Raw genomic sequence first — 22172 nt, 5'->3', positions numbered from 1 at the left:
TGGCCTGTATTTTTGTGTAGCTGAGAAATTTATGTCCCAGCCCATTTATAGTTAGCTCCGTTCGCTTAAGATTGGGGTTTCTGCTAGGAGTTGGTTGATTTGTGCCAGCTTGTCCGGCTCGATATGGATGAACGGTAAAATTGTATTCAGTTTCGTTAGGGACATTCTGCCGAGTCCGCCTCGTGCCGCTTCTGGGTCTGCCTTGAAGAAGCCAAGTACGCCGTCGATCGCATCGATTTTGGCAACCAGTTCTTCGTCTGCCATGATGGCAGCAGCGGGCGTTTCTGCATGGTAGCGGGCAATATAGTCACCATCTGGTACGTATGAAAGCTCATAATTGCCTGCTGTCAGGTCAAAGGTGCCACCTGTGAATACTTGGTCGTTTACGTGTACTTCTTTGCCGCGGGAGCGGGGCAGCTCGACGTGGACGGTTACGCCGAATGGGACCGCTAGCTCCATTTTAATCGTATGTGCCTTATCGGTTTCGATCGCATAGGCCGCTTTCACGTCGCCATACGGGGTGTCGAAATGGCCGGAGACTTGTTTCAAATGATAATCAAAGTTTGGCGCAAAATGAATTTCTTGGCAGCCTGCATTGTGTTCACGCAAGCCAAGTAGATATTTATAGGCCCATTCCATGATGGCTCCAATGCTGTAGTGGTTGAGTGAATTCATGCCGTCCGGATGCATCGTGCCGTCTTCTTGTACGGAATTCCAACGTTCCCAGACGGTTGTGGCACCCATATTGACGGCATATAGCCAGCTTGGGAAGTCTTCCAACATGAAAATTTTCATGGCCAAGTCGTGGCGACCGTATTTGGAAAGCACCTGGCAAATGAACGGCGTGCCGACAAAGCCGGTTTTCAGATGGTCGTTATCTTTATCAAGGCGTGTCACCAGGTCGTTCAGCACGCGATTCATCTGTTCTTCTGGGACAAGTTCAAAATAAAGCGCCAGTGCATAGGCTGTCTGGGTGTCGATCGACAGGCGGCCGTTTGCTGTGATGTATTCTTTTTGAATGGCAGCTTTGATTCTTGCAGCCTGTTCGCTGAAAATTGCTTCGTCTTCTGCAAAGCCTAGTAGCGCGGCTGTTTGGGCCACAATTTGGCTGGAATGGTAGTAATAAACGGAGGCAATGAAGTCTTCATCCGTTTTCCCGGTCGGTAAGGCGGGATTTTCGCCGTCTAGTGCAATCCAATCGCCGAACTGGAAGGTGCCCGTCCATAAATCAGGTGTCTTCGTGTTCGCTGTCACCCAGTTGACCCAGGCTTTCATGCTGGTATAGTTTTGACGGAGAATCGCCGGATCGCCGTAAATGTGATACATGTTCCATGGGATGATGGTTGCTGCATCGCCCCAAACCGCGGCGCCGCCATCACTGACGCCCATAGCGGGTGCATACATTGTGACCATGCCGTCATGATTTTTTTGTTCAACCGCCACGTCTTTCATATATTTTTTGAAGAAAGCGAAAACGTCCATATTTAGGGCAGCGGTATTGGAAAATACAGCCGCATCGCCAGTCCAGCCTAGTCGTTCATCACGTTGTGGGCAGTCGGTCGGAACATCAAAGAAGTTGCTTTTTTGGCCCCAAAGGATATTTTCAAATAAGCGGTCGACTTTGGCGTGACCTGTTTGAATGCCACCTGTCACTGGCATATCTGAGTACATGACGTGCGCTTCATAATCCGCCAGTTCAAGCGGTTTGGTGTGCCCTTCTACTTTGACGTAGCGATAGCCGTAATAAGTGAAATGTGGCCGAACCCATTTTTCTTCACCGTCGGAAATATATGTGAAAGCGGCCCGGGCATCGCGAAGGTTTTCCCGATAGAAATTCCCTTCTTGTAAAATTTCACCCATTTGGAAAGTGATTTTCGTTCCTTTGGGTTCACGGTTGTAGAAAGAAAGCCAGCCAACCTGATTTTGCCCAAAGTCGAGCACCTCTTCGCCTGCTGGTGTCTGGATAAGTGTTTGGGCGGTGATTTTTTCCTGTATTTTGATGGGCAGGCTGAGACGATCTTCCAGAACCGCTTTGCTGTCGGCTAGAATAATGACGGGCTGCCAGTCGCCGGTGACAAGCGTGTCGTCTAAGTCCTCTCCGTAATAAATGGAGGAAGCTGTGACATTTCCAGCAGCCGCCTGCCACGTGCTATCGGTCGTCACGACTTCATGACTGCCATCTGCAAAGTCCAGATGAAGCTCAGCGATCACTTTGTGCTGGTCGCCGTAGATGGCTGTCCGGCCGCCTTCAAAGCCGTATTCACCCTTGTACCAGCCGTCAGCCGTGGAAATTCGCCATTCGTGTTCCGCCGGATTGGCCAGTGCTTCTGTCACGTCATAGGTTTGCACCTGAATCCATTCCTTATAATCGGTGACACCCGGCGCCAGATATTCATCGCCAACTTTGCAGCCGTCTAAATAAACTTCATACAAGCCGAGCCCCGTCATGTAGAGGCGTGCTTGCTGAACTTTTTTTGCGACTGCCAGATTTTTTTGAAATACGGTGTTCGCCAAATCTTTATTGGGATGCGCAATCCACTCTGCTTGGAAGGGCTCTTTCATTTTGCCTGTTTCAAAGAAGCTCTCGCTACGTGCTTCCGTCTCGCAAGCTTTGATCACGATTTCCACATGATAGCGGGTCCGCGGTTCAAGGGGAATCTCTACATCAAAATAGTTATTCGTATAGGGTTGCGGGGCTGTGATGTAGACGGGATTTTCTTTTTCGTTCGTCCAGATGATCAGCTGCTTGGTGATTTCTTGATAGGCAGGTGCCTCTATTTTAAATTCAATTCGCAGGTCGTCTAATTTAAAGCCGATTGGTTCGGTCATATGATTGACTAAAATTTGCTTGATTTTCATAAGTAAAAGCCTCCCAGTTTATAATTTTGTTGTAAAATCGCCACAGAACGGATCGACTGGGCTGATACCTTCAAATGCTTCTTTGCCGGTCATTTTACGTAAAACGGCTTCGATGCTTGCTTGATTGCCTGTATATGCATTGATAAAAGTGGATACATGCGGAATGTCAAAAAGATGATAGGGATTCGCCGTGGACACAAAGACGGTTGGAATGCTTCTCATAAACCATGGGGCATTGGCTGCCATCAGCTGGATCCAGTCGAGTCTTGCGGTCGTTTGATTGCTGGCTGTTTCGATATTGGCCACATAGAAAGCCAGGTCAAATTTTTCTTTCAAATCGGCGACGCCTTCTTCAAAAATTTCATGAAAATCGAGTCTGCTCGTGTCGAATAAGCTTACCTCAAAGCCCATTTCTTTCAACCGGGTTTCAAAAATCCCTGTGACCTGACCGCCTTCTTTAAAGCCGCCTTCATCTGAATCGCCCAGTACGTAGAGCCGGACTCGTGGATATTTTTCCGGTGTGAGTGGCAACAGCTGATCGCGATCTTTGACGAGTGTAACTGATTTTTTGGCAATTTCAGCGGCCTTTTTCGTATGCGCTTCGGTTTTCAGCTGTGGTTCTGCTGGGACTTGGATGCGTGCCGGTTTGTCGTCTGCTGTCATCAGACCTTGTGCCAGCTTGGTGCCGAGGATTCGCGTGACCGCTTCGTCAAGTCGCTCCATAGACAGTTGGCCATTTTGTACGGCTTGGTGGATGATCGCATAGTCTTCGTCGATATTTTTATTAAATAAAATCATGTCGACCCCTGCGTTAATCGTTTCGGGAAGCAGTTGTTCACGCGGCAGGATCGAATTATAGCCGATCATTGGTGTCGCATCTGTGATGACCAGTCCGTTAAAGCCAAGGATGCCTCGAAGCAGCTGGTCGATGAGCCGTTTGGACGAGGAGGCTGGGCGCATTTCCTGATCGGTTATTTCCGGGCTCAGTTTGCGTTCCCATGCAGGCTGCATGATATGACCAACCATGACGCTGGAAATATCGGCTTCAATGAGCGTCCGGTAAATTTCGCCATAGGAGGCCATCCATTCGTCTGCTGTTAAAGAATTGACTGATGCCAGCAAATGCTGATCGCGTTCGTCCACGCCGTCCCCCGGAAAGTGCTTGATGACAGGGATGACTTGCTGCTCCTTGAAACCCTCGATCTGAGCGGCAGCCATTTTTAAAACGCGCGCCGGGTCGCTGCCAAATGTACGCGTATTGGTGATCGGATTTCTAAAGTTGAGGTCAATGTCGACAATTGGTGCAAATGCCATGTTCACACCCACTTGATGTGCCTCATAGCCGGCGATTTCACCTAGTGTGCGGGCGCTTTCCGGGTCATCCGTCGCGGCCATTTGTAGCGGCATGCCAACCCAGGTGCCTTCCGTTACGATCCCATTGCCGCCAGATTCAAGATTGGCCGAGGTGAATAAGGGCGTTTTGCTGGCTGCTTGGGCGTTTTTCAACTCCCGACTGATTTTTTCAGCGTGATCAGGTCGATACATCATGCCGCCAGGTTGATATTTTTGAATAAAAGCAGGAATATCCACCATGTTTTCATCTTGCCCAATGACAAAGAATAGCTGGCCGATTTTTTCAGCGAGCGACATTTCTGCCCGTTTTGATTCAATATAGGCGATTTCTTTTTCAGTTAAATGATATGGTTTTTTGGTTAAATCTATCATGGAATTGCCTCCTGTTATATGCTTTTACTTCCATTTTATACTTGAAAAATCCTGCCTGCTATGGCTAAATCCGATCAAGTGTGTGTCGATTTCACAGATGTATCTCCAAACGACTTATCAAGCGACTGCTTTTAAGGTATGATAAAGAAAAATGGCTTGTATTTGGAGGAATACGCGATGAATCCTGAAATTTTGGAATTGCTGCATGCCTATAGCCAACCGAGAAATTGGCAAACGATTTCTGCGTCCTTCCGCGCGAAAGTCTCCGGCTATGTGGGCAAAGAACCTGTCTACGAATTTTTTGATACGCTGACAGATAGTCTGGCCCTCAATAATCAGTCGATTTCTGTCTCTGTGCAGCCAGTCTCTTCTCATATCCCCTATCACATTCACGACTATGTTGAAATCATTATTCCGCTGCTCGGTCACTGTACCGTCATTACGAAAAAAGAGACGCTGACCGTCAAGCAGGATGAGCTGCTAGTGATTGGCAATCGGGCCATTCATACAGTCGAACCGATTTCACCTTCCACGATTGTCGTCAATATCGCCCTCAAAAATACCGCTTTCTCTCTCAATGATCTGAATTTCATGCTTCGGGGCGGGAACTCACAATCCATTGCCACTTTTCTGTTTTCACTTCTTTCCAACGAAGCGGAACTTGAAGGCAGGTACAGCTTATTCAAAACGAATCATGAGCCGAAAATCGTCTCGACCGTCTATGATATCATCAAAGAATACTATTTTCCTGACATTCAGACGAGTCATATTATCCGCTTTGAAATTCTCACGCTTTTTTCCCGGCTGGTGCGAATTGCTTATCATACACAGCTGGAAATTGTCGACACGGAACAAAGCAAAACCGATCTGCTGATGCTCCTTCTCTACATTGAAAAAAATTATGCCGATATTACCCTGGAAGAAATGGCGCATTATTTCGGGTTCAATCCCAACTACCTTTCCTCCTATTTAAAGCGGCAAACTGGTCGAACGTTTATCAAATTGGTTCATTTACAGCGCATCAATGCAGCAGCTGAATTTCTGGTGAACACCAATGTCCCGATTGAACAAATCGCGTTAAAAGTTGGCTATGAAAACCCTTCTTATTTTTATAAAGTTTTCCGCCGCAACCTCGGCCTTTCACCTGCTGAATATCGCGAACAATATCGTTAAAAAACAGAGAGCACAACGTCACGTGTCCCCTCTGTTTTTTTATTTAGGCTTCTGCTTCGACTACTTTTGCCGCATGAACATCTTCTACACGTTTGCCTAAACGGGAACCGAACAGAAGAAGCGCTGCAACCGCACTGAGAATGATGCCGGCCATATAGGAAGAAGAACCTGCCGGAATGTTGACTGCTGCGAGTATGATTGGCGCTGCAACCCCAGCCAGTGAGCTGACAAGTGTATTCAGCGAGATCGCAATCGCAAATTGCCGTTTGCTTGATAGGATGGACAGTTCATATGGAATGGTCGCATTGATTAGCACGATTCCCATTCCAGAGAACATGTTTCCAAGAATATGCATCGCAAAGTTGTTGAAGAAAACGATGCAGATAAACGATAGTGCAAAACAGATGAAACCCCAAGCCATTGTATTGGTTTTCGTCAGCTTCCGAATATATTTCAATCCAAAGGCCGTCACGATACCGCCAACATTGCCGATAGCTGTGATCGTGGCCGTATAGGCTGTTCCATTGCCTTTTTCTGCCAAAACGATCGACAGGTTTGACATGAAAATCATCATGGCAAGGCTCGTTACAAAAGTTACGGCTAAAATCACGTACACATAGCCGTTAAGTCCTTTAAATGTTTTCCAGTAGCTTTCAGATTTTTCACCAGCGGCACCGGCATCTTTGCTTTGAATCCGTACGTCTTGCGGCACAAGGAAGAATACCAGCAAGAAAATAATTACGGAAATGCCGTATACCCAGAATAAGTTTTGCCAGTGAACGCCGCCAAGAATACCGCCGATCGCGACAAAAGCAATCATCCCGATATTGTTGACGCCAACTGCCCAGCCCATAACGGTGGCACGTTCTTCGCCTTCAAAATATTCCTGTAGTAAAACTGGTCCGATATTGCTGATCAGACCCAGACCAAAGCCGAGCAAGACCATGCAGGCAAGAATGATATTGAGGTTTGTGTTGTAAAATGCCGGAAGCAAGCCGCTAATTGCCACTAGGGCGACGGCAATCAGTCCTAAGTTTTTTCGTGTAATCTTAAAGGCCAGATAGCTGAAAATCAGTGTGGCGATTAGTTGACCCAGTTGCGGAATCGAGCTGAGCATCTGAACCTTGGAGATTGGCTCTGTCGGAAAAGATTTGGCAATCGCCGCAATGGCAGACCCGACAACAGAACCCGACATAAGAAGCAAATTCATACTTAAAATCCCAACAATTAGTGCTAATTTCTTTTTGTTCACGTTCGTTTCATCCTTTCAGAATGTGATGTTATTTAAAAGCATGCGCGCATTCATTTCACCTCTTAAGTATAGGGCGAAAATAACGCTTTCACTATATTTAAAATCCAGTTGCTATATGTTCATTTCACAGATGGGAAATAGCCAGCTCCTCGTCCGCTGACACCTTAAGAACGGTCCCTTTTTCCGCCACGACAATCGCTTTTCCAGAGAATAATGCCACGCGGTCCAAGCGTCTGTTTTGACCAATTGGATCCCCATTTCCAACACCCAAAATGCGCCCATGCCGTGCAGTTATTTTCAGTTCCTGATGGCTTGTCGGCACATGTCGATCCGCTTCATCTCTTGCTTCCAAGGCAAAAATTTGGACCGCCTCGCCTTCAAACAACGTGCGGATTTGGACGTTCGCAAGCTCACCTGCTGTCTGGCGCATGTCTCTGGCTACTTCCATTCCTTCTGTGTCAAAACCGACCACGAGGAGCTCGCCAGGAACATATGGCACATGCCACGTGTTAAAATGCCCTGCGACCAGCTGGCGGCCTTGGCTTTCCCCATTTACAAACAGTTCTGCCATGTGACAATTGCTGAAAACGCGGATTTCCTGCTTCTCTTTGGTTAAATCAAGCGCTTCGCCGTTCCAGTGCGGCATGACGTGGATCATGGGAGCCTCCGTCCATTTCGACTGATAGTAATAGTAGTAATCCTTTTCAAAACCACACATATCCAGAATGCCGAACTGGGAGCTGATTCCCGGCCAGCCAAACGGTGACGGTTCGCCCGCATAATCAAAAGCCGTCCACAAAAAGGCGCCTCCCATATACGGATGCGACTCGACAAACGCCATGACTTCCTCCGGTCGAGCGGTCCCCCCTACGCCAGGATCTCCCGGTTCCCGTTTCCCCGGTAGCACCATCGAATACAGCGAGCCAAAATTGTTCGTTTGGCATTTCGCCGCGTTGTCCTGATAGATTCCGCGTGTCGAGAAATAGGAGGCATTTTCGGCACTCATCAGCGGCAGATGTGGATAGTTTTCTTTAATCTTCTCCAGTCCGCCACCCATGACACCTGCTTCGGGATAGTTGACCCCGACCACATCGAAATGCTGGATATAGTCCTCATCGATCAGCCCTTCCGGATTGAGCAGCTCTGCCGAAACCAGCAAGCGCTCATAATCAACCGCTCGAACGGTTTGGACGATTCGTTTAGCCATGCGCGCGCCGAGGCTAGTGCTGCCGATAATTTCTTCATTAGCAATGGACCAGAAGCAGATCGACGGATGCATGCGACTTCTGGTGACCATTTTTTTGAAATCAGCAAGGCGCCACGGACTGGACTCCAGAATACGGTTTTCATTCATCACAATGACGCCCAGCTCATCACATAGCGAAAGCAGATCGCGGGAAGCAAAATGGTGGGCGCTTCGATAACTGTTGGCACCCATGGCTTTGATCTTGTTGAGCTTGAAGCGAACGAGGTCTTTGGAAAGCGCCGTTCCCACGCCGGCAAAATCCTGATGCTCACAGACGCCTTTTAAGAGATAGCTTTCCCCGTTCAAGTAAAAACCCGTCTCGTCGTAGCGAACCGTCCGAACGCCAAATTTGACGGTCACTTCATCGATGACCCGGTCATTTTGGCGCAATTCTACCCGGATGGCATATAAATGCGGATTTTCCGGCGTCCAGCAGTCCGGTTGATGAAGCGTGAAGCCCCCTGCCAGTGTGACAGACCCGCTTGCAGCCGTTTCACCGGATTGCTCAAGCAAAAGGGTTTCATTCATGTGGAGCCGGACAGTAAAGGCCTGCTGTTCTGCCGTATCATTTTGGACGGTCAGCTCCGTGCCGACTTCTGCCACATCAGTCCCTAGCTGCTTGGTAAATAGATATAAGGCATCCGCGTCGAGCCGCAATTCCGGTAAAATCAGCAGGTCGACATTGCGGTAAATCCCGGCGCCTTCGTACCACCAGCCTTCGCCACCAGTCGTCGTGTCCACTTTGACGAGCAGCACATTGGCACCTTCTGAACCGGTTTGAAGCATTTCGGTCACATCATAGTCGAACTCCGTGTAGCCGCTTAAATTTTCACCCAGATACATGCCATTCAGCCAGACATTTGCCTTCCGCATCACGCCTTCAAAACGCAAGATGAGTCGCTGCCCCCTCGCAAGTTCCTCCGGCAAATCGAACGTCTTGCGGTAGTAGCCCACACCCTCTTCCTTTGAACCGCTCATCAGGAGTGCTGGATCATTGGTAAAGGCCATATTCTGCTTCCAATCATGCGGCAGGTCGACGTTTTGCCAGTCTATTTCTGCCGCTTTTGTTTCTAGGTCGGTTCCGGCGAGCATGCGCAACCCTTGATCAGGCTGCCCCTGTGAAATCAAACGCAGGAAATGGTCGCCTCCTTTACCAATCGGAAGTGGCATACCTTCTTCGGTCGTTGCGGAGGTCAAGCCGCCGATTGCTGCTGCTTTTTTGACTGTTTTCATTGGTTCGCCAAGCTCGCCTAGATGAAAAAGCCAGTTATCATTTAAAGAGCGTTTCTTTCTCATGCTCCCCCTTCTTTCTATTCAAATTCTTTTGATCGCCTTAAGTATACGAGCAAAATTTGCCACAGGTAATAGCAAAAAACGACATCCCCTTATCAAACACTTTGAAAAACCGACTTTTCATAAGCGCTTACATTTCTTCTTATCTTCATTCAGGTTACAATGAAAGATGAAAAGAGGTGGGAAGTATTGAAAAAATCACTACTCGACAAAATGAAAAGTATTGAGCTTCAAACAGCAGCCGTTGAAAAGCACACCCTTGCCGCCAAAGCCCCGATTTCGATGTTCTTTAAAACGGCACAACCCAAGACAATTCTTTATACCTCGATCATTGACGGCCAAATTGATTTTTTCACGGGCGACAATATCAACATTCCGCATCAGCACGACTATTTTGAGCTTATGTATGTTTTGACGGGCACCTTGACCAACTATATTGAAGATAAAACGGCTTTCTACCAAGCGGGAAGCGGCTGTCTGATGAATCGGCAGGTCTCCCATTTTGAAGTGCCTGATCCCGGCTGCACGGTCGTTTTTATCAATTTTTCTGTGAGTTTTTTGGAAGAAATTTTTCAAGCGGCTTTTCCTAAAAATCATCCTGCAGAGCAAGAAATGATCGTGCGTTTTCTGCAGGCCAATATGCAGGATCAGAAAGAATATCAGCGCAGCTACATTGAATTCAACCGCCTGACAAGTGAAAATGATCCCGTGCTGTTTGTGTTGCTTGACTCCTTGCAGCAAGAAATTGCCACGAAAAAAATTGGTGCCGCTTTCTTACAGCGTGGCCTTGCACTGCGCCTGTTTGATGCCTTGCAAAATCGCCAGCTCGTCAGCACAAGGCTTGTCAGTCTTGATTTATCAAAAGAAGCCTTCTTATGCCATCAGGTTTTGAATTTTATTGAGAAGCAGCATGGCATTCTCTCTCGTTCGGAACTGACCACGGCTTTTCATTACAACGATGAATATCTGAATCGCATCGTCAAAAAGCAGACCGGTGACAGCATTATGAAGCATTCCAAACGGGCCAGACTCGAGCTGGCAGTCAAGCTTTTAACAGAGAGCACCTGGACGATCCGGCAAATCTCTGAGGCGATCGGCTTTCAGTCAGAAGCCCACTTTTATCGCTTCTTCAAGGAAAACACCCACCTGTCGCCCGGTGAATTCCGCAAGCAGCATTCCTCCGAAAAATGATCCCCTGCTCGCGTCATTATAGCCACAAAAAAAAGAAACCCGGCTGCGCTTAGGCACGTACCGGATTTCTTTTTTGTGGTTATTTATTGATTAGCTTTGACATATTCGGCTGATTTGTCACCAGCTTGACGACCGAAGATGATAATATCTGCGACCGAGTTACCGCCAATTCGATTGTCCCCATGCAGGCCGCCTGTCACTTCTCCCGCCGCATAGAGGCCTTTGATCGGCTGACCATCTTTATTCAGCACCTCTGTGTTGGGATTGATTTTCACGCCGCCCATTGTATAGTGAATACCAGGTGCAATCTTGATCGCGTAGTAAGGCGCTGCCGAAAGTGCATTGTCCATACCTGTCGCCCGACCAAAATCCGCATCACTTTTCGCTTCAACCGACTGATTCCATTTGTCGAGCGTCGCTTGCAGATTTTCTGCCGGAAGCCCTGTTGTTTTGGCTAATTCATCAACGGTTTTCGCTTCTTTTACAAGCCCCATTTTTTCATACTGCGCAACCGCTTTGACACGATCTTTCACACCGGAATCAAAAATCAGATAGGCATCTTTGTCCTGATTCTCATTGATCGCTGCGGAAACTTTATCACGTGTATCCATTTCATTCACAAAACGTTCGCCGTCCTGATTGACCAGAATCGCCCCTTCACCACGAACCGCTTCCCCGATCAGATACGACTTGCTTTGTTCAACAGTCGGGTGGATTTGAATCTTATCCATGTCAACCGGAACGCCGCCCAGTTTTTCGATCATCTTGATGCCATCCCCTGTCGAGCCTTCCTGATTCGTCGTCACCAAGTCTTTCAATTCCGGACGCTCTTCACCGATCATTTCCATGTTGGCCCCATAGCCACCAGTAGTAACAACCACCGCATCACTCTTGATTTGTTTCGGTTTGCCATTATCAAGCGCCACTTTCACGCCGTTTACTTTACCATCTTTTTCTGTAATTTCTTTTACATTCGCATTGACAAACATTGGAATTTTTTGTTCCTGTATGTTGCGAACTAAGCCGTCAACTAAATAGCCACCAACTGCCGAGCCATCTTCCGGACGGTGTGTCCGTTTTTCACTCATGCCGCCAGTAATAGTAAGATTATTTAAACGAATGCCCATCGAATCCAACCAGTCGATCGCATCGGCCGAATGATCCACAAAGAAACGCAATAATTCTTGATCGTTGGTTCCGTGGCCCCCTGCAAGTGTTTCTTCATAGAATTTATCATTGCTGTCTTCAATGCCTTGTTCTTTTTGGAACTTGGTCTCCGATGCGTTCATACCGGATGAAGCTTTCAGCGTATTTCCCCCTGCTATCGGCATTTTTTCAAAAATAACCGGATTCATTCCCTTTGCTTTCGCTTCCAGTGCAGCGGACATGCCGGCACCGCCTGCGCCTACGATAATAATATCGTATTCATCCTTTAATTCACTTGGATCTGTGTAAGATTTCTTAGATGCGCCAGATGTCGCCTCTGTTTTTTCTTTGTCGCTGTCTGCCTTTTCTTTGGATGCAGAATCCTTATCGTTACTGCCGCAAGCCGCAATGACCAGCATAACAGATAAAACGAGCGCTAAAACTGCCAAAAACTTTTTCTTCATTTGTTTCCTCCCATTTTTCCTTTTTTCCCTATTAATCCCTTTACGTCCCTCAGTATATCATCAAGCTCACTTATTCACAATATCTTTTTGGAATAATTTAGTGAAATTTTTTATCGTTCTATCATTATAATTTAACAAATATAAAATTTTATTTCTCATTAAACATAATAAGAGATAAATCCATTAAAAAAAGTAAAAAACAAAACATTCGCTTCTATTTTTAATCTGACATATACTTTTTATACATACGATCATTCAAGTAGGGTATAGAAAGTAAGTAGTTTATTTTAAGGGGGAAATGGAGATGCACATGCCATTTCAGTTATTTTTTCAACCGAAGATTGATACCCAGACGAATCATTTGATCGGACATGAGATTTTACTGCGCAACAAAAGCAGCCAGCCGGTTTTTCCTGACACACATTTTCACTCCATTATCGCAAGCAAAGAAACCCACGCAGATTTTCTTCATTGGTTTAAAAAAGAACTGCTTCGTTTGCTCGCAACGTATTCTCAGCATGTTTTTGCCATCAACTTCTATCCAGAACAGCTTCTCTACGCCGAAACATTAGACTTGCTGGAAGAATTGATCGACTATCGCGACGTTTTGATCATTGAAATTACAGAGGATATTTTTTCTCCTAGTGATCGGGCAAGAGAAAATTGGCTGCTGATGCAAATCAAAAAAATCGACCAGATGGGGTTCCACGTGGCGCTCGATGATGTGGATTCCGGGCAAAATTCATTGGAACGAGCGGCCAGCTATGCGCCCTACCTGAATCGGATCAAATTTTCCTACATCAAATGCCTGCATGACGGCGTGAAACCACAAACGATCTTTCGCTTTATTGAGGCCTGGAAAGATTTTACCCGAGAAAACCAGCTGGACTTTGTGATTGAAGGAATCGAAAATGAGCAAACCAGTCGACAGTTAAAGCAGATGGGGCTCTTTCTCCAGCAAGGTTATTTTTTCGGCAAGCCTTCTAGACAAATCAAGGCAAAAATATAAACCCCACCCGAAAGGAGGTAAATCCATGCTATTAAATGCTGCCATGAGCGTACTCGCCAACATCACCATTATGATTACAGCCTGTTATTTTATTAATAAATTAGTGCCGAACATCCGCCATTATACCTTTACATTAGACCGAAAAATCGGCTTGCTGCTGATCGCTACTGCCGCCAACTATGCGATTATGTATTTTGCCATTGACTTGCCGGACGGTGTGCGGATCGATCTCCGCTTTGTGGTCATTATTCTTTTGGCCTATCATATCGGTCCCGCTGCCGCCATTTCCTGTGCCTTTCTGACGGGGCTGTTGCAGTTCAGTTTTGGCGTTAATCCGGTTAGTTTTCAGTCGCTAATTTTTATTTTGACGCTTGTATGTATACTATCCATCATTGTTCAAAAGATACGCGGAAAATATTCCCAACTCTTCGTTCTGCTAATCCTAAATTTGGTGAGTGTCTCGCTCAGCCTGATTAATTTCTTGCTTTTCTACGGGCTGCATTCTCGCGTGATCTGGATTCCCGTTTTCACCGCTGTTGTCTCTTCCTTGGCACTTGTTCTGCTCAATTTTATTATTTCGGATATGGAGCACGGGAGGCGGCTGGAACTTCAGGAACGCGAATATGCTTACACCGATTTTCTAACCGGGCTGTTCAATGTGCGTGCCTTTAGTCAAAAACTGCATGAGCTCGTGGAAGATGAGGCTACAACGAATCTCACCTGTCTGATCATCGATATTGATCATTTCAAACGCATCAATGATACCTATGGTCACACGATAGGAGATGAAGTATTAAAGGAAATTGCCCATACCCTGATGAAAATTTCGCCGAATTATCAGCATATTTTTCGCGTTGGCGGCGAGGAATTCTGCATTCTGTTGCCAAATTCCACTAAAGAAGTCGCCAAACAGCTTGGTGAGGCGCTTCGTGCGGCCGTTGAGAAAAAACAAATGGATGTCGGACTGAAAGAGCCCATCCAAGTGACCATCTCGGTGGGAATCGCTTCATGCAACGGCGTGCGCGACATGATGCCGCAGCTTTACCAGCTGGCTGACAAGGCGCTTTATCAAGCCAAGCAAAGCGGACGCAATCAGGTGATTCAATTTTAAAAAGGTTGGGATATTGGAGACGTTCTAACTAGCCCCATTGAAAAATAAAAGAGCCGAAAATCACGATCGCACGCCATTTCAAAAAATGGGGGTCGTTTGATTCTCAGCTCTTTTTTCATGCTGGCCAACGCTAAGCCGCGCGCACTCTTTTAAAGCTCGTCAAAGTGCAGTAGATAGTGATACAGCGCGCCATAAAGATTGGCATCATTTTGAAACTTGCAGGCCACGATTTGCGGGCGCGCCATGTGGAACGGATTTTTGGCTTTGATTTCATTGACAGCATCCAGAATACCGCTTACGACAATTGGTTGCGCACTGATGCCCCCGCCGATCGCAATGATTTCCGGATCCAGCAGATACTGGATATTCAGAATTTGCGCCGCCAGATCAAGCGCATAGCTGCGGAAAATCGCACAGGCCTCCTCGTCACCTTGATTGATCAGTTCAAAGGCCCGCACCCCGTCCGTCAAATCATCCAGCTGCTTGGCGCGGGCGATCCGTTCGACAAGTCTGACTGCCGAACCCGTCATACCGAAAAAGTCTGGCCGAAAAGTTTCTTTATCAAGCCCCGTCATCATGTAGCTGACTTCACCTGCATACAGATTCTTACCGCTGTATAATTTGCCGTCCAAGATGATTCCGCCGCCCACACCGCTTCCAAGTGTCAGCACCACCGCATTTTGATAGCCTTTGACAGTCCCCAGCCAAAGTTCCGCAAGCGCCGCACATTTGGCATCATTTTGGATGACGACCGGCACGCCGCATGCCACACTCAACCTCTCCGCCAAATGCTGTTTATGCATAAACGTCAACGATCCGCCGTAGTAAACAATCCCATTTTCCGCATCAATAATGCCCGGACAGCTGACTGCAATGCCTTTTACCGCGTCTTTATATTGCTCAAATTTTTCCGTCATCTGGGCAATCAGCTCTTCCGGACTCTTGGCATTCGTTGGGAATTTCCCCTTTTCCTGAATGATTCCCCCGCCGTTCATCCGTGCAAATTTAACAAAAGTTCCGCCAATATCGAATACCATATACATGTTCATCTCTCCCATCGTGAAGTCTTATTACCAGTATACCGCTTTAAAAATCCAAACTTCAAGCCTAAAAAAACAGCCGCCGCTCCCGATTTTACAGGTGCAGAGACTGTTTGTGTGTTATTTTTTTACTAACTTTTGGGCGGTAGCTAGGTCGAGGCGGCCCGTCTCGATTAATTTATCGGCCAGTTGCTGAATCTCCTCACCCTCTGCCCCGGCCATCATCGCCAGCGTCCGCGCCTGAAGCGACATGTGACCGCGCTGAATCCCCTCTGTGACCAGTGCGCGCAAAGCGGCAAAGTTTTGCGCCAAGCCGACAGCGACCATCAGCATGCCCAGCTCTTTCGCCGACTCTGTCCCTGTCAATTTTTGCGCGAGGCGGCTCGACGGATGGACACGGATCGCCCCGCCAACCGTTGCAACTGGCGCCGGAAGGGTCATTGTACCTCGCAGAAAGCCGTCTTCCGTGCATGACCACTTGCTCATCGGTTGATACTGGCCGCTTCGTGCCGCAAAACTATGGGCTGCTGCTTCAATACTCCGCCAGTCATTGCCGCAAGCAAGCAGGAAGGCATCGATGCCATTCATGATTCCCTTATTATGGGTGGCTGCTCGGTAGGGATCCATGGCGGCAAACTCATAGGCACGAATCAGGCGGTCGCGGACTTCCTCCCCACGCCAGTCTTTGCTTGCAAGCAGCGCCGGATCGATCTCACAGCTGACCGTTGCAAGTGCCTGATCGGCCAAATTGGAGAGGATGCGCATTTCGGCACGCCCGCCGGAGAGCCGCTCGACTTCTGCTGACACGGCCTCTGCCATGGTGTTGATCATATTGGCACCCATTGCGTCACACGTGTCGACCAAGAGATGGCAGACGAGTAGCTCAAATGCGCCTTCGCGTTTGTAAACCTCCACGTCACGTGCCCCGCCGCCGCGCTTTTCAAGACTTGGATGGGCCGCATTGGCAAGTGCCAGAAGCTGCTCCCGATTTGCCAAAATGGCCGCACGAGCCGCTTCAAAATCGGGCACATCCAGCACTTCGATTTGTCCAATCATCAACCGTTTGGGGAATTCCGCCCGAAAGCCGCCGCTCGCCTGGATGGTCTTATTGGCACCGCTTTGAGCCGCCACGACAGACGGTTCCTCGACAACCATGGGAATCAGATAATCCTTGTCATTCATTCGCATATTTAAACCGACACCGAACGGCAGCTCATACGTGCCAATCACATTTTCGATCATATGCTCGGCAACCTCTTCCGATAAAGCCGGTTGACTCAGCGCCTCGATTTCAGCCGGGTCGATCCCGCTTACTTCCGCTAAAATTGCCACTCGTTCCGCTCTTGTTTTTTTATAAAAGCCCTGAAACATGCCACATTCTCCTTCTCACTGTTCTTCTGCTACAAATGATAGCGGAATCCGCCTCGCTTTGCAAATCTAACCAAATAAAAAGCCCGGCAGCCGTGGCTACCGAGCAAGACTCGATTAAAAATTAAAATTATCCGGATCCGGGCCTGTCCGCGTGTTTTGATTGAGCGCATCGATCGCAGCCATATCTTCCGCGTGCAGCTCAAAATCATACAAATCGGCATTTTGCTGAATGCGATCCTCGTGCACCGATTTTGGAATCGTGACAATCCCATGCTGCAAGTCCCAGCGAAGAATCACTTGCGCCACCGATTTGCCGTACTTGTCCGCAATTTTTTGCAGCTCTGCATTTTGAAGCAGCTGCCCACTGCCAAGCGGTGACCAGGCCTCGACGACAATATCGTGTTCCTTGCAGAAAGCTCGAAGCGGCTCTTGAGACAGAAGTGGGTGCAGCTCGATCTGGTTGACCATCGGGATGATTTCTGCATCCGCCATCAGTTCCTTCAAGTGATGCTCATGAAAATTACATACGCCGATTGCTCGAACCTTTTTCTCCTGATAAAGCTTTTCAAAGGCACGCCAAGTCTCTTTGAATTTCCCAGCGACCGGCCAGTGAATCAAATAAAGATCCACATAGTCGAGCCCGAGCTTTGAAAGACTCGTTTCAAAGGCTTCAAGAGTGGACGCATAGCCCTGATCCGCATTCCAAAGCTTCGTCGTGATGAACAACTCGTCGCGCGGTTTGCCAGATTCGCGAATCGCCTGCCCAACGCCTTCCTCATTCCGATAAGCCGCCGCCGTGTCAATGCTGATATACCCCGCTTCAATCGCCCATTTGACCGAATTCACGGCTTCCTCTCCGTCCTTGACCTTCCAGACGCCAAAGCCAAGACGCGGCATTTCCACGCCATTTGCCAGTGTTACTGTGTCTTTGATTCCCATTATTCAGCCTCCTCCAAATTCTCTTTCCCCTTTACTATACACCTTGGAGTGCACTCTAAAGCAACTAATCGGCTTACGCAAAAAAACTGACCACCTTTTCAGATGATCAGCGCTTGCCGTTTCGTCTATGCCGCCGCTTTCGGACCAGCCAGACGATCAGTAAAATGAGGAAAGCAAGGACGATTCCTGCTGTAATCGCGATATTGCGGATATTCGGCACGGCCAGGTCAAAATAAAGCGTAGTCGGTTTGTCGAGCGGCACATGCCAGGTCAGCTTACCCCCATCCGTCTGGTCGGCATTGCTGTCAGTCACCGTCGAGATTGGCAGCTCTAAAATGAAGGTGTAATCGACCTGCTTCAGCAACTTGCTGGAGATTTTCTCGCCGTAAGGTGTCCCACTCAGCCACTGCGGCACGTCGACATTTGCCTGCACATGGTAGGTGTTAAAGAAAAATCCTTTTTCTTCCTGATAGTTCAGTCCGTATTGCGCGGCTTTCTTTTCATAATCTGAAGGTTTTTGCGTTTTGTCCGGTTTGAAGGTTTTATCAAGCGTGTAATGCCCGCTCCCCTTCTCCGTCACATGAAACCCCTGCGCCTCTAGTTTCTCAGTCAGCTGATCTAAAAATGGTTCCACGAGCGCAGCCCCCGCCGTCCCGACTTGAATATCAAACCGCAGATCTGTCGTGCCGTCCAAATCGATTTTCACCGTATTCGTCACCTTCCCACAACCGCCAAGTGCCAGCAGTGCCACCAAAATTAGGGGCATGAGCCATTTTTTCATGTGCACACCTCCATCTCAATAATCCTACAGGCCGAGCACCTGATTCAACTCCTGCAAATGGGCAATTTCATAACTCGGCCGGATATCCGTGCCATTTTTCTTTTGCTGCGGGTTGAACCAGACCGTATCGAGTCCGGCATTTTGCCCGCCCTGAATATCGCTTGTGATCGAGTCGCCAATAATCAACGTTTCGGCGCGCTGAAAATTTGGAATTCGCGCAAAACAATAATCAAAATAGGCCGCCATCGGTTTTTGATAGCCCGTATCTTCGGAAACAAATATATCTTCAAAATAACGCGTCAGATTGGCATCATTCAAACGCTTATACTGGGTTTTCGATACCCCATTTGTCACGATATACAGCCGGAACTGCTCGGCCAGCTGGGGAATCAACTGCTCCGCCCCCTCGACAAAAGCATGCCCGTTCTCTAAATGCTCTCGATACTGCCGCTCCATCCAAATACCGTCCACTTGCCGCCCGTAGCTATGGAATAACCGACTGAAGCGCGTACTCAAAACCTCTTCCCGACTGATCTCTTCTTTTTCAAACGCCTGCCACAAGCCTTGATTGATCGCCTTATAGCGGGCTTCTATTTCTTCTGTGAGCGGCAGACCATTTTCCTTAAATAAAGCTTGAAGCGCCTCTTTCTCCGCCAATTGAAAATCAAGCAGTGTATCGTCCACATCAAATAATAACGTTTGGTATCGCATTTTTTCCGCTCCTTTAGAAACCTTTTACAAGCATCTTAGCACAGCTTTCCGTATAATAATAGGAGAAATCTCACCTTTTATTGGAGCTGATCACATGAATCAACCTTTAAAGCCAGAACTTTTTTCCTTTGATGTACAGCCGTATGCCCAATCGGTGCACGTAAAAAAGGCCGCTAAAATCATGACCACTGGGGAAAAAGTGGAGCAGCTTTATTATCTTGTCAGCGGTCAGGCCAAGATTGTCATGTTCCATGAAAACGGCAAGCGCTCTGTCGTCGACTTCCTGCAATCGGGCAGCTTTATCGGCGAGATTGAGCTCTTGCAGAACACCTGTCCCACCAAAGATGTCATTGCCATGCGGGATTGCCAACTGATCGCCCTGCCGCTCGCCATACTGCGTGACCAGCTTCTAAATGACCCACTTTTTCTGCGCGCACTCTGCCTTCAACTTAGTCATAAAGCCTTAAAACGGGCAGAAGAAAATGCTGAAAACGGTTCTTCTTCCTTCCGAAGCCGCTTGGCACGCTTTATTCTAACCATGTCCGAAAATGGCATCTATCAAGTGGCCCACACCGATGCAGCGGATTACCTCCACGTCAGCTATCGTCACTTTTTATATGTGTTTCATGATTTTCTCGAGCAAGGCTTGCTTCAAAAAGAAGGCAAAAGCTACTATCTTGCCTCCCCTGAACAAATCAGCCAGTGGGCCCACCCGCAGTAAAAAAACACGCCCGACCAGCAAGCGGTCCTAATGGGCGTGTTTTGTGCTTATTTTTTCTCAATCCACTTATAGCTGAACGGTGCACCGAACAAATGGTGAACGACACCCGTCAATTCCGGCTTTTGCAGAACGGCCAGCCCTGATTGATAAAGCGGTGCGATCCCAGCATCATCCAGCAAGACTTTCTCCGCGTCGATCATCGCCTGCCAACGCTCTTCCGGCTGTGTCACCAGCTCAGTTGAAGCTTTGGTCATCAGCTGATCAAACTCTGCATTCGAGTAACTTGCACGGTTATAATTATTGTCGGTCATTTGAGTCGATAGGAACGTACTTGGATCCTGATAGTCCGGACCCCAACGCGTCAATTGCAGCGTATAGTCCTGATTTTCATCCAGCTGCAACCGGTTCTTATAGGGAACGGTTTTAATATCGACCGTGACACCATCCAGCTGCTCTTGCAAGGTATTTTGGATGAACTCGCCAGATTTTTTATTGAAATCCTGATCATCAACAAGCAGCTCAATCGTGATTTTATCGATGCCAAGTTCTTGCTTAGCCTGTTTCCAGTAGTCTTTGGCAGCTTTCTGATCGTTTTTTTGATAAGTCCCGCTCTCAGTCCGGAAATCTTCTTGCGTTTCAGGATTGAATGTAAACTTGGCGGGCACATAGCCTGTTGCCGGCTGCGAACCATTACCGAGCACCGTATCGACCAGCTGCTGTTTATCAATCGCCAGCGCAAAGGCCTTACGCGCATTCGCATTGGCAAAAATTGTATCCTTACCATCTTGTTTTTGATTGAATTTCAGATAGTAAACAAACGACTCCAGCTCTGTTTGGTAATTGTCGTCACTTTGTTTCTGTTTCGCATAATCCCCCGTCAAATTCGCCCGATCCAATTTACCCGTATCAAAAAGGTTTACCGCAGAACCCGGCTCTTTCACAACCTGCACATTGATCGCATCTGTTTTGACACTGCCCTTGTCCCAATATTTGTCATTCTTTTCAAAGCGCCATGTTTTGCTAGTATTTTTCCAGTCTTTCATCACAAAAGCGCCATTATAAATCATATGCTCGCTGTCTTTCGCATAATTTTCCCCTTGTTTTTCCACATATTCTTGATTTTGCGGATAGAACGTTGGGAAAGTCAGCAGCGACTGGAAGTATGGAACCGGTTGTTCAAGCGTGATCTCCAGCGTTTGATCATCGAGCGCCTTGACGCCAAGCTCTTCCGGTTTCTTTTCACCATTGATAATCGCTGTTGCATTTTTCACCACGCCATCAAAGATGACCGCATATTCAGCAGCAGTGGCCGGATCGACAATTTTCTGCCACGCATAGACAAAATCATTCGCGGTAACGGCCGTGCCGTTCGACCATTTGGCATCATCTCGCAGTTTGATCGTATAGACCGTCTGCGCATCATTCAATTCCGGCTCACCAGCTGCCACACCCGGCTGCACCTGATCGTCCTGATCCAAATAATAAAGTCCTTCAAAGACTTGATTTTGAGCGGTAAAACTTACACCGTCCGTCCCTTTTTTGGAATCCATCGACGGAATCTCTGCCGTTTCCATCAGATTGACCTCGTTTTTATTTCCCCCTTTAGAGCCTGTCTTCACCTCTTCGCTTGAACTGCTACCGCCACATGCCGCAAGCACCAAGCTAACAAGCCCAATCAAAAGCCCTACTACCCAAACCTTTTTATTCATATTTTCTCCCTCTTTCTTTTGTTATAAAAATCTGATAATTCCCCTCCCGATAGATTTCGGATTTATCCAATCACTCGGAATTAAAATTCTAATCATATTTTTCTGTGTATTTAATATATTAACACATCACTTAGAAAATACAAGTTTTTTTATCGAAAATAGTCGATCCGCGACATAAAGCTGCTTGATTGCCAACAAAAAACCGCTTCAGCTATGCCAAAGCAGTTTTCCAGTAATATCCGATAAATCAACAAAACCGAATTCCCGACTGTCACGCGAATGGTTGAGGTTGTCGCCAAGAACGAAAACCTTTCCTTTCGGGACTCGCTCTTCGCCTGTATTGCTTTGGAGCGCGTAATCTGGCACGCTCCCTTTGAGCTCGAATTGTTTATCATCAATGTAAAGCTCGTTGTCGATAATGTCAATCGTGT

At 47.5% G+C, this 22172-nt stretch carries 17 protein-coding genes; 5 read left to right on the top strand and 12 right to left on the bottom strand.

All coding sequences use genetic code 11. The annotated features are described in order from the left end of the window. Nucleotides 1-51: 51 nt before the first annotated feature. A complete protein-coding gene (locus CS921_RS02790; RefSeq protein ID WP_099221541.1) occupies nt 52-2859 on the bottom strand; it encodes an alpha-L-rhamnosidase in 2808 nt (935 codons plus the stop codon). Between the two features lie 18 nt (nt 2860-2877). Then, nucleotides 2878-4584, bottom strand: coding sequence for a glycoside hydrolase family 3 protein (locus CS921_RS02785; protein WP_099221540.1), 1707 nt, complete (start codon nt 4582-4584; stop codon nt 2878-2880). Nucleotides 4585-4761: 177 nt separating this feature from the next. On the opposite strand from CS921_RS02785, the gene CS921_RS02780 reads away from it, so the two are divergent. After that, nucleotides 4762-5757 (top strand): AraC family transcriptional regulator, encoded by a 996-nt coding sequence (locus CS921_RS02780; protein ID WP_099221539.1) that lies wholly within the window; start codon nt 4762-4764, stop codon nt 5755-5757. 43 nt (nt 5758-5800) lie between these two features. Here CS921_RS02780 and CS921_RS02775 read toward each other — a convergent pair whose 3' ends face one another. Then, on the bottom strand, nt 5801-7009 hold the full coding sequence (locus CS921_RS02775; RefSeq protein ID WP_099221538.1) for an MFS transporter: 1209 nt from the start codon (nt 7007-7009) through the stop codon (nt 5801-5803). Nucleotides 7010-7133: 124 nt separating this feature from the next. Continuing rightward, nucleotides 7134-9551 carry a glycoside hydrolase family 2 TIM barrel-domain containing protein gene (locus CS921_RS02770; protein ID WP_099221537.1) on the bottom strand — a complete coding sequence of 806 codons (2418 nt, stop codon included), beginning with the start codon at nt 9549-9551 and terminating at the stop codon, nt 7134-7136. Between the two features lie 186 nt (nt 9552-9737). Here CS921_RS02770 and CS921_RS02765 point away from each other — a divergent pair, with 186 nt between their 5' ends. Beyond that, on the top strand, nt 9738-10739 hold the full coding sequence (locus CS921_RS02765; protein WP_162921671.1) for a helix-turn-helix domain-containing protein: 1002 nt from the start codon (nt 9738-9740) through the stop codon (nt 10737-10739). A gap of 83 nt (nt 10740-10822) precedes the next feature. On the opposite strand, the gene CS921_RS02760 is transcribed toward CS921_RS02765, so the two are convergent. After that, nucleotides 10823-12349 (bottom strand): flavocytochrome c, encoded by a 1527-nt coding sequence (locus CS921_RS02760; protein WP_099221535.1) that lies wholly within the window; start codon nt 12347-12349, stop codon nt 10823-10825. 304 nt (nt 12350-12653) lie between these two features. On the opposite strand from CS921_RS02760, the gene CS921_RS02755 reads away from it, so the two are divergent. Continuing rightward, nucleotides 12654-13358, top strand: a complete 705-nt coding sequence (locus CS921_RS02755) for an EAL domain-containing protein (protein WP_162921670.1) — start codon at nt 12654-12656, stop codon at nt 13356-13358. 25 nt (nt 13359-13383) lie between these two features. Beyond that, a complete protein-coding gene (locus CS921_RS02750; RefSeq protein WP_099221533.1) occupies nt 13384-14469 on the top strand; it encodes a GGDEF domain-containing protein in 1086 nt (361 codons plus the stop codon). A 149-nt stretch (nt 14470-14618) separates the two neighbouring features. On the opposite strand, the gene CS921_RS02745 is transcribed toward CS921_RS02750, so the two are convergent. The 5 genes from CS921_RS02745 to CS921_RS02725 all read right to left on the bottom strand — a co-directional run bounded on the left by CS921_RS02745 (nt 14619) and on the right by CS921_RS02725 (nt 19311). Further along, nucleotides 14619-15512 carry an ROK family protein gene (locus tag CS921_RS02745; protein ID WP_099221532.1) on the bottom strand — a complete coding sequence of 298 codons (894 nt, stop codon included), beginning with the start codon at nt 15510-15512 and terminating at the stop codon, nt 14619-14621. Nucleotides 15513-15629: 117 nt separating this feature from the next. Then, nucleotides 15630-16880: a hydroxymethylglutaryl-CoA reductase, degradative gene (locus tag CS921_RS02740; protein WP_099221531.1), complete on the bottom strand. Its 1251-nt coding sequence runs from the start codon at nt 16878-16880 to the stop codon at nt 15630-15632. Between the two features lie 114 nt (nt 16881-16994). Next, nucleotides 16995-17819 carry an aldo/keto reductase gene (locus CS921_RS02735; protein WP_099221530.1) on the bottom strand — a complete coding sequence of 275 codons (825 nt, stop codon included), beginning with the start codon at nt 17817-17819 and terminating at the stop codon, nt 16995-16997. A 106-nt stretch (nt 17820-17925) separates the two neighbouring features. Then, nucleotides 17926-18600: a YajG family lipoprotein gene (locus CS921_RS02730; protein ID WP_099221529.1), complete on the bottom strand. Its 675-nt coding sequence runs from the start codon at nt 18598-18600 to the stop codon at nt 17926-17928. A 24-nt stretch (nt 18601-18624) separates the two neighbouring features. After that, nucleotides 18625-19311, bottom strand: a complete 687-nt coding sequence (locus CS921_RS02725) for a YjjG family noncanonical pyrimidine nucleotidase (protein ID WP_099221528.1) — start codon at nt 19309-19311, stop codon at nt 18625-18627. A 94-nt stretch (nt 19312-19405) separates the two neighbouring features. Between CS921_RS02725 and yeiL the strand changes: the two genes are divergently transcribed. Further along, the gene (yeiL, locus tag CS921_RS02720; protein ID WP_099221527.1) at nt 19406-20032 is read left to right on the top strand and encodes a transcriptional regulator YeiL; all 627 of its coding nucleotides are present in this window, start codon (nt 19406-19408) and stop codon (nt 20030-20032) included. 47 nt (nt 20033-20079) lie between these two features. On the opposite strand, the gene CS921_RS02715 is transcribed toward yeiL, so the two are convergent. Then, nucleotides 20080-21741 carry a peptide ABC transporter substrate-binding protein gene (locus CS921_RS02715; protein ID WP_099221526.1) on the bottom strand — a complete coding sequence of 554 codons (1662 nt, stop codon included), beginning with the start codon at nt 21739-21741 and terminating at the stop codon, nt 20080-20082. 207 nt (nt 21742-21948) lie between these two features. Continuing rightward, nucleotides 21949-22172: signal peptidase I (lepB, locus tag CS921_RS02710; protein ID WP_099221598.1), on the bottom strand; the 224-nt coding region annotated here is incomplete at its 5' end.

The sequence above is a fragment of the Listeria costaricensis genome, assembly GCF_900183385.1.
In the GTDB taxonomy this organism is placed as follows: Bacteria; Bacillota; Bacilli; order Lactobacillales; family Listeriaceae; genus Listeria; species Listeria costaricensis.
Note: the sequence above shows the minus strand (reverse complement) of the source record. Positions and strands in the feature narration are given on the sequence as shown.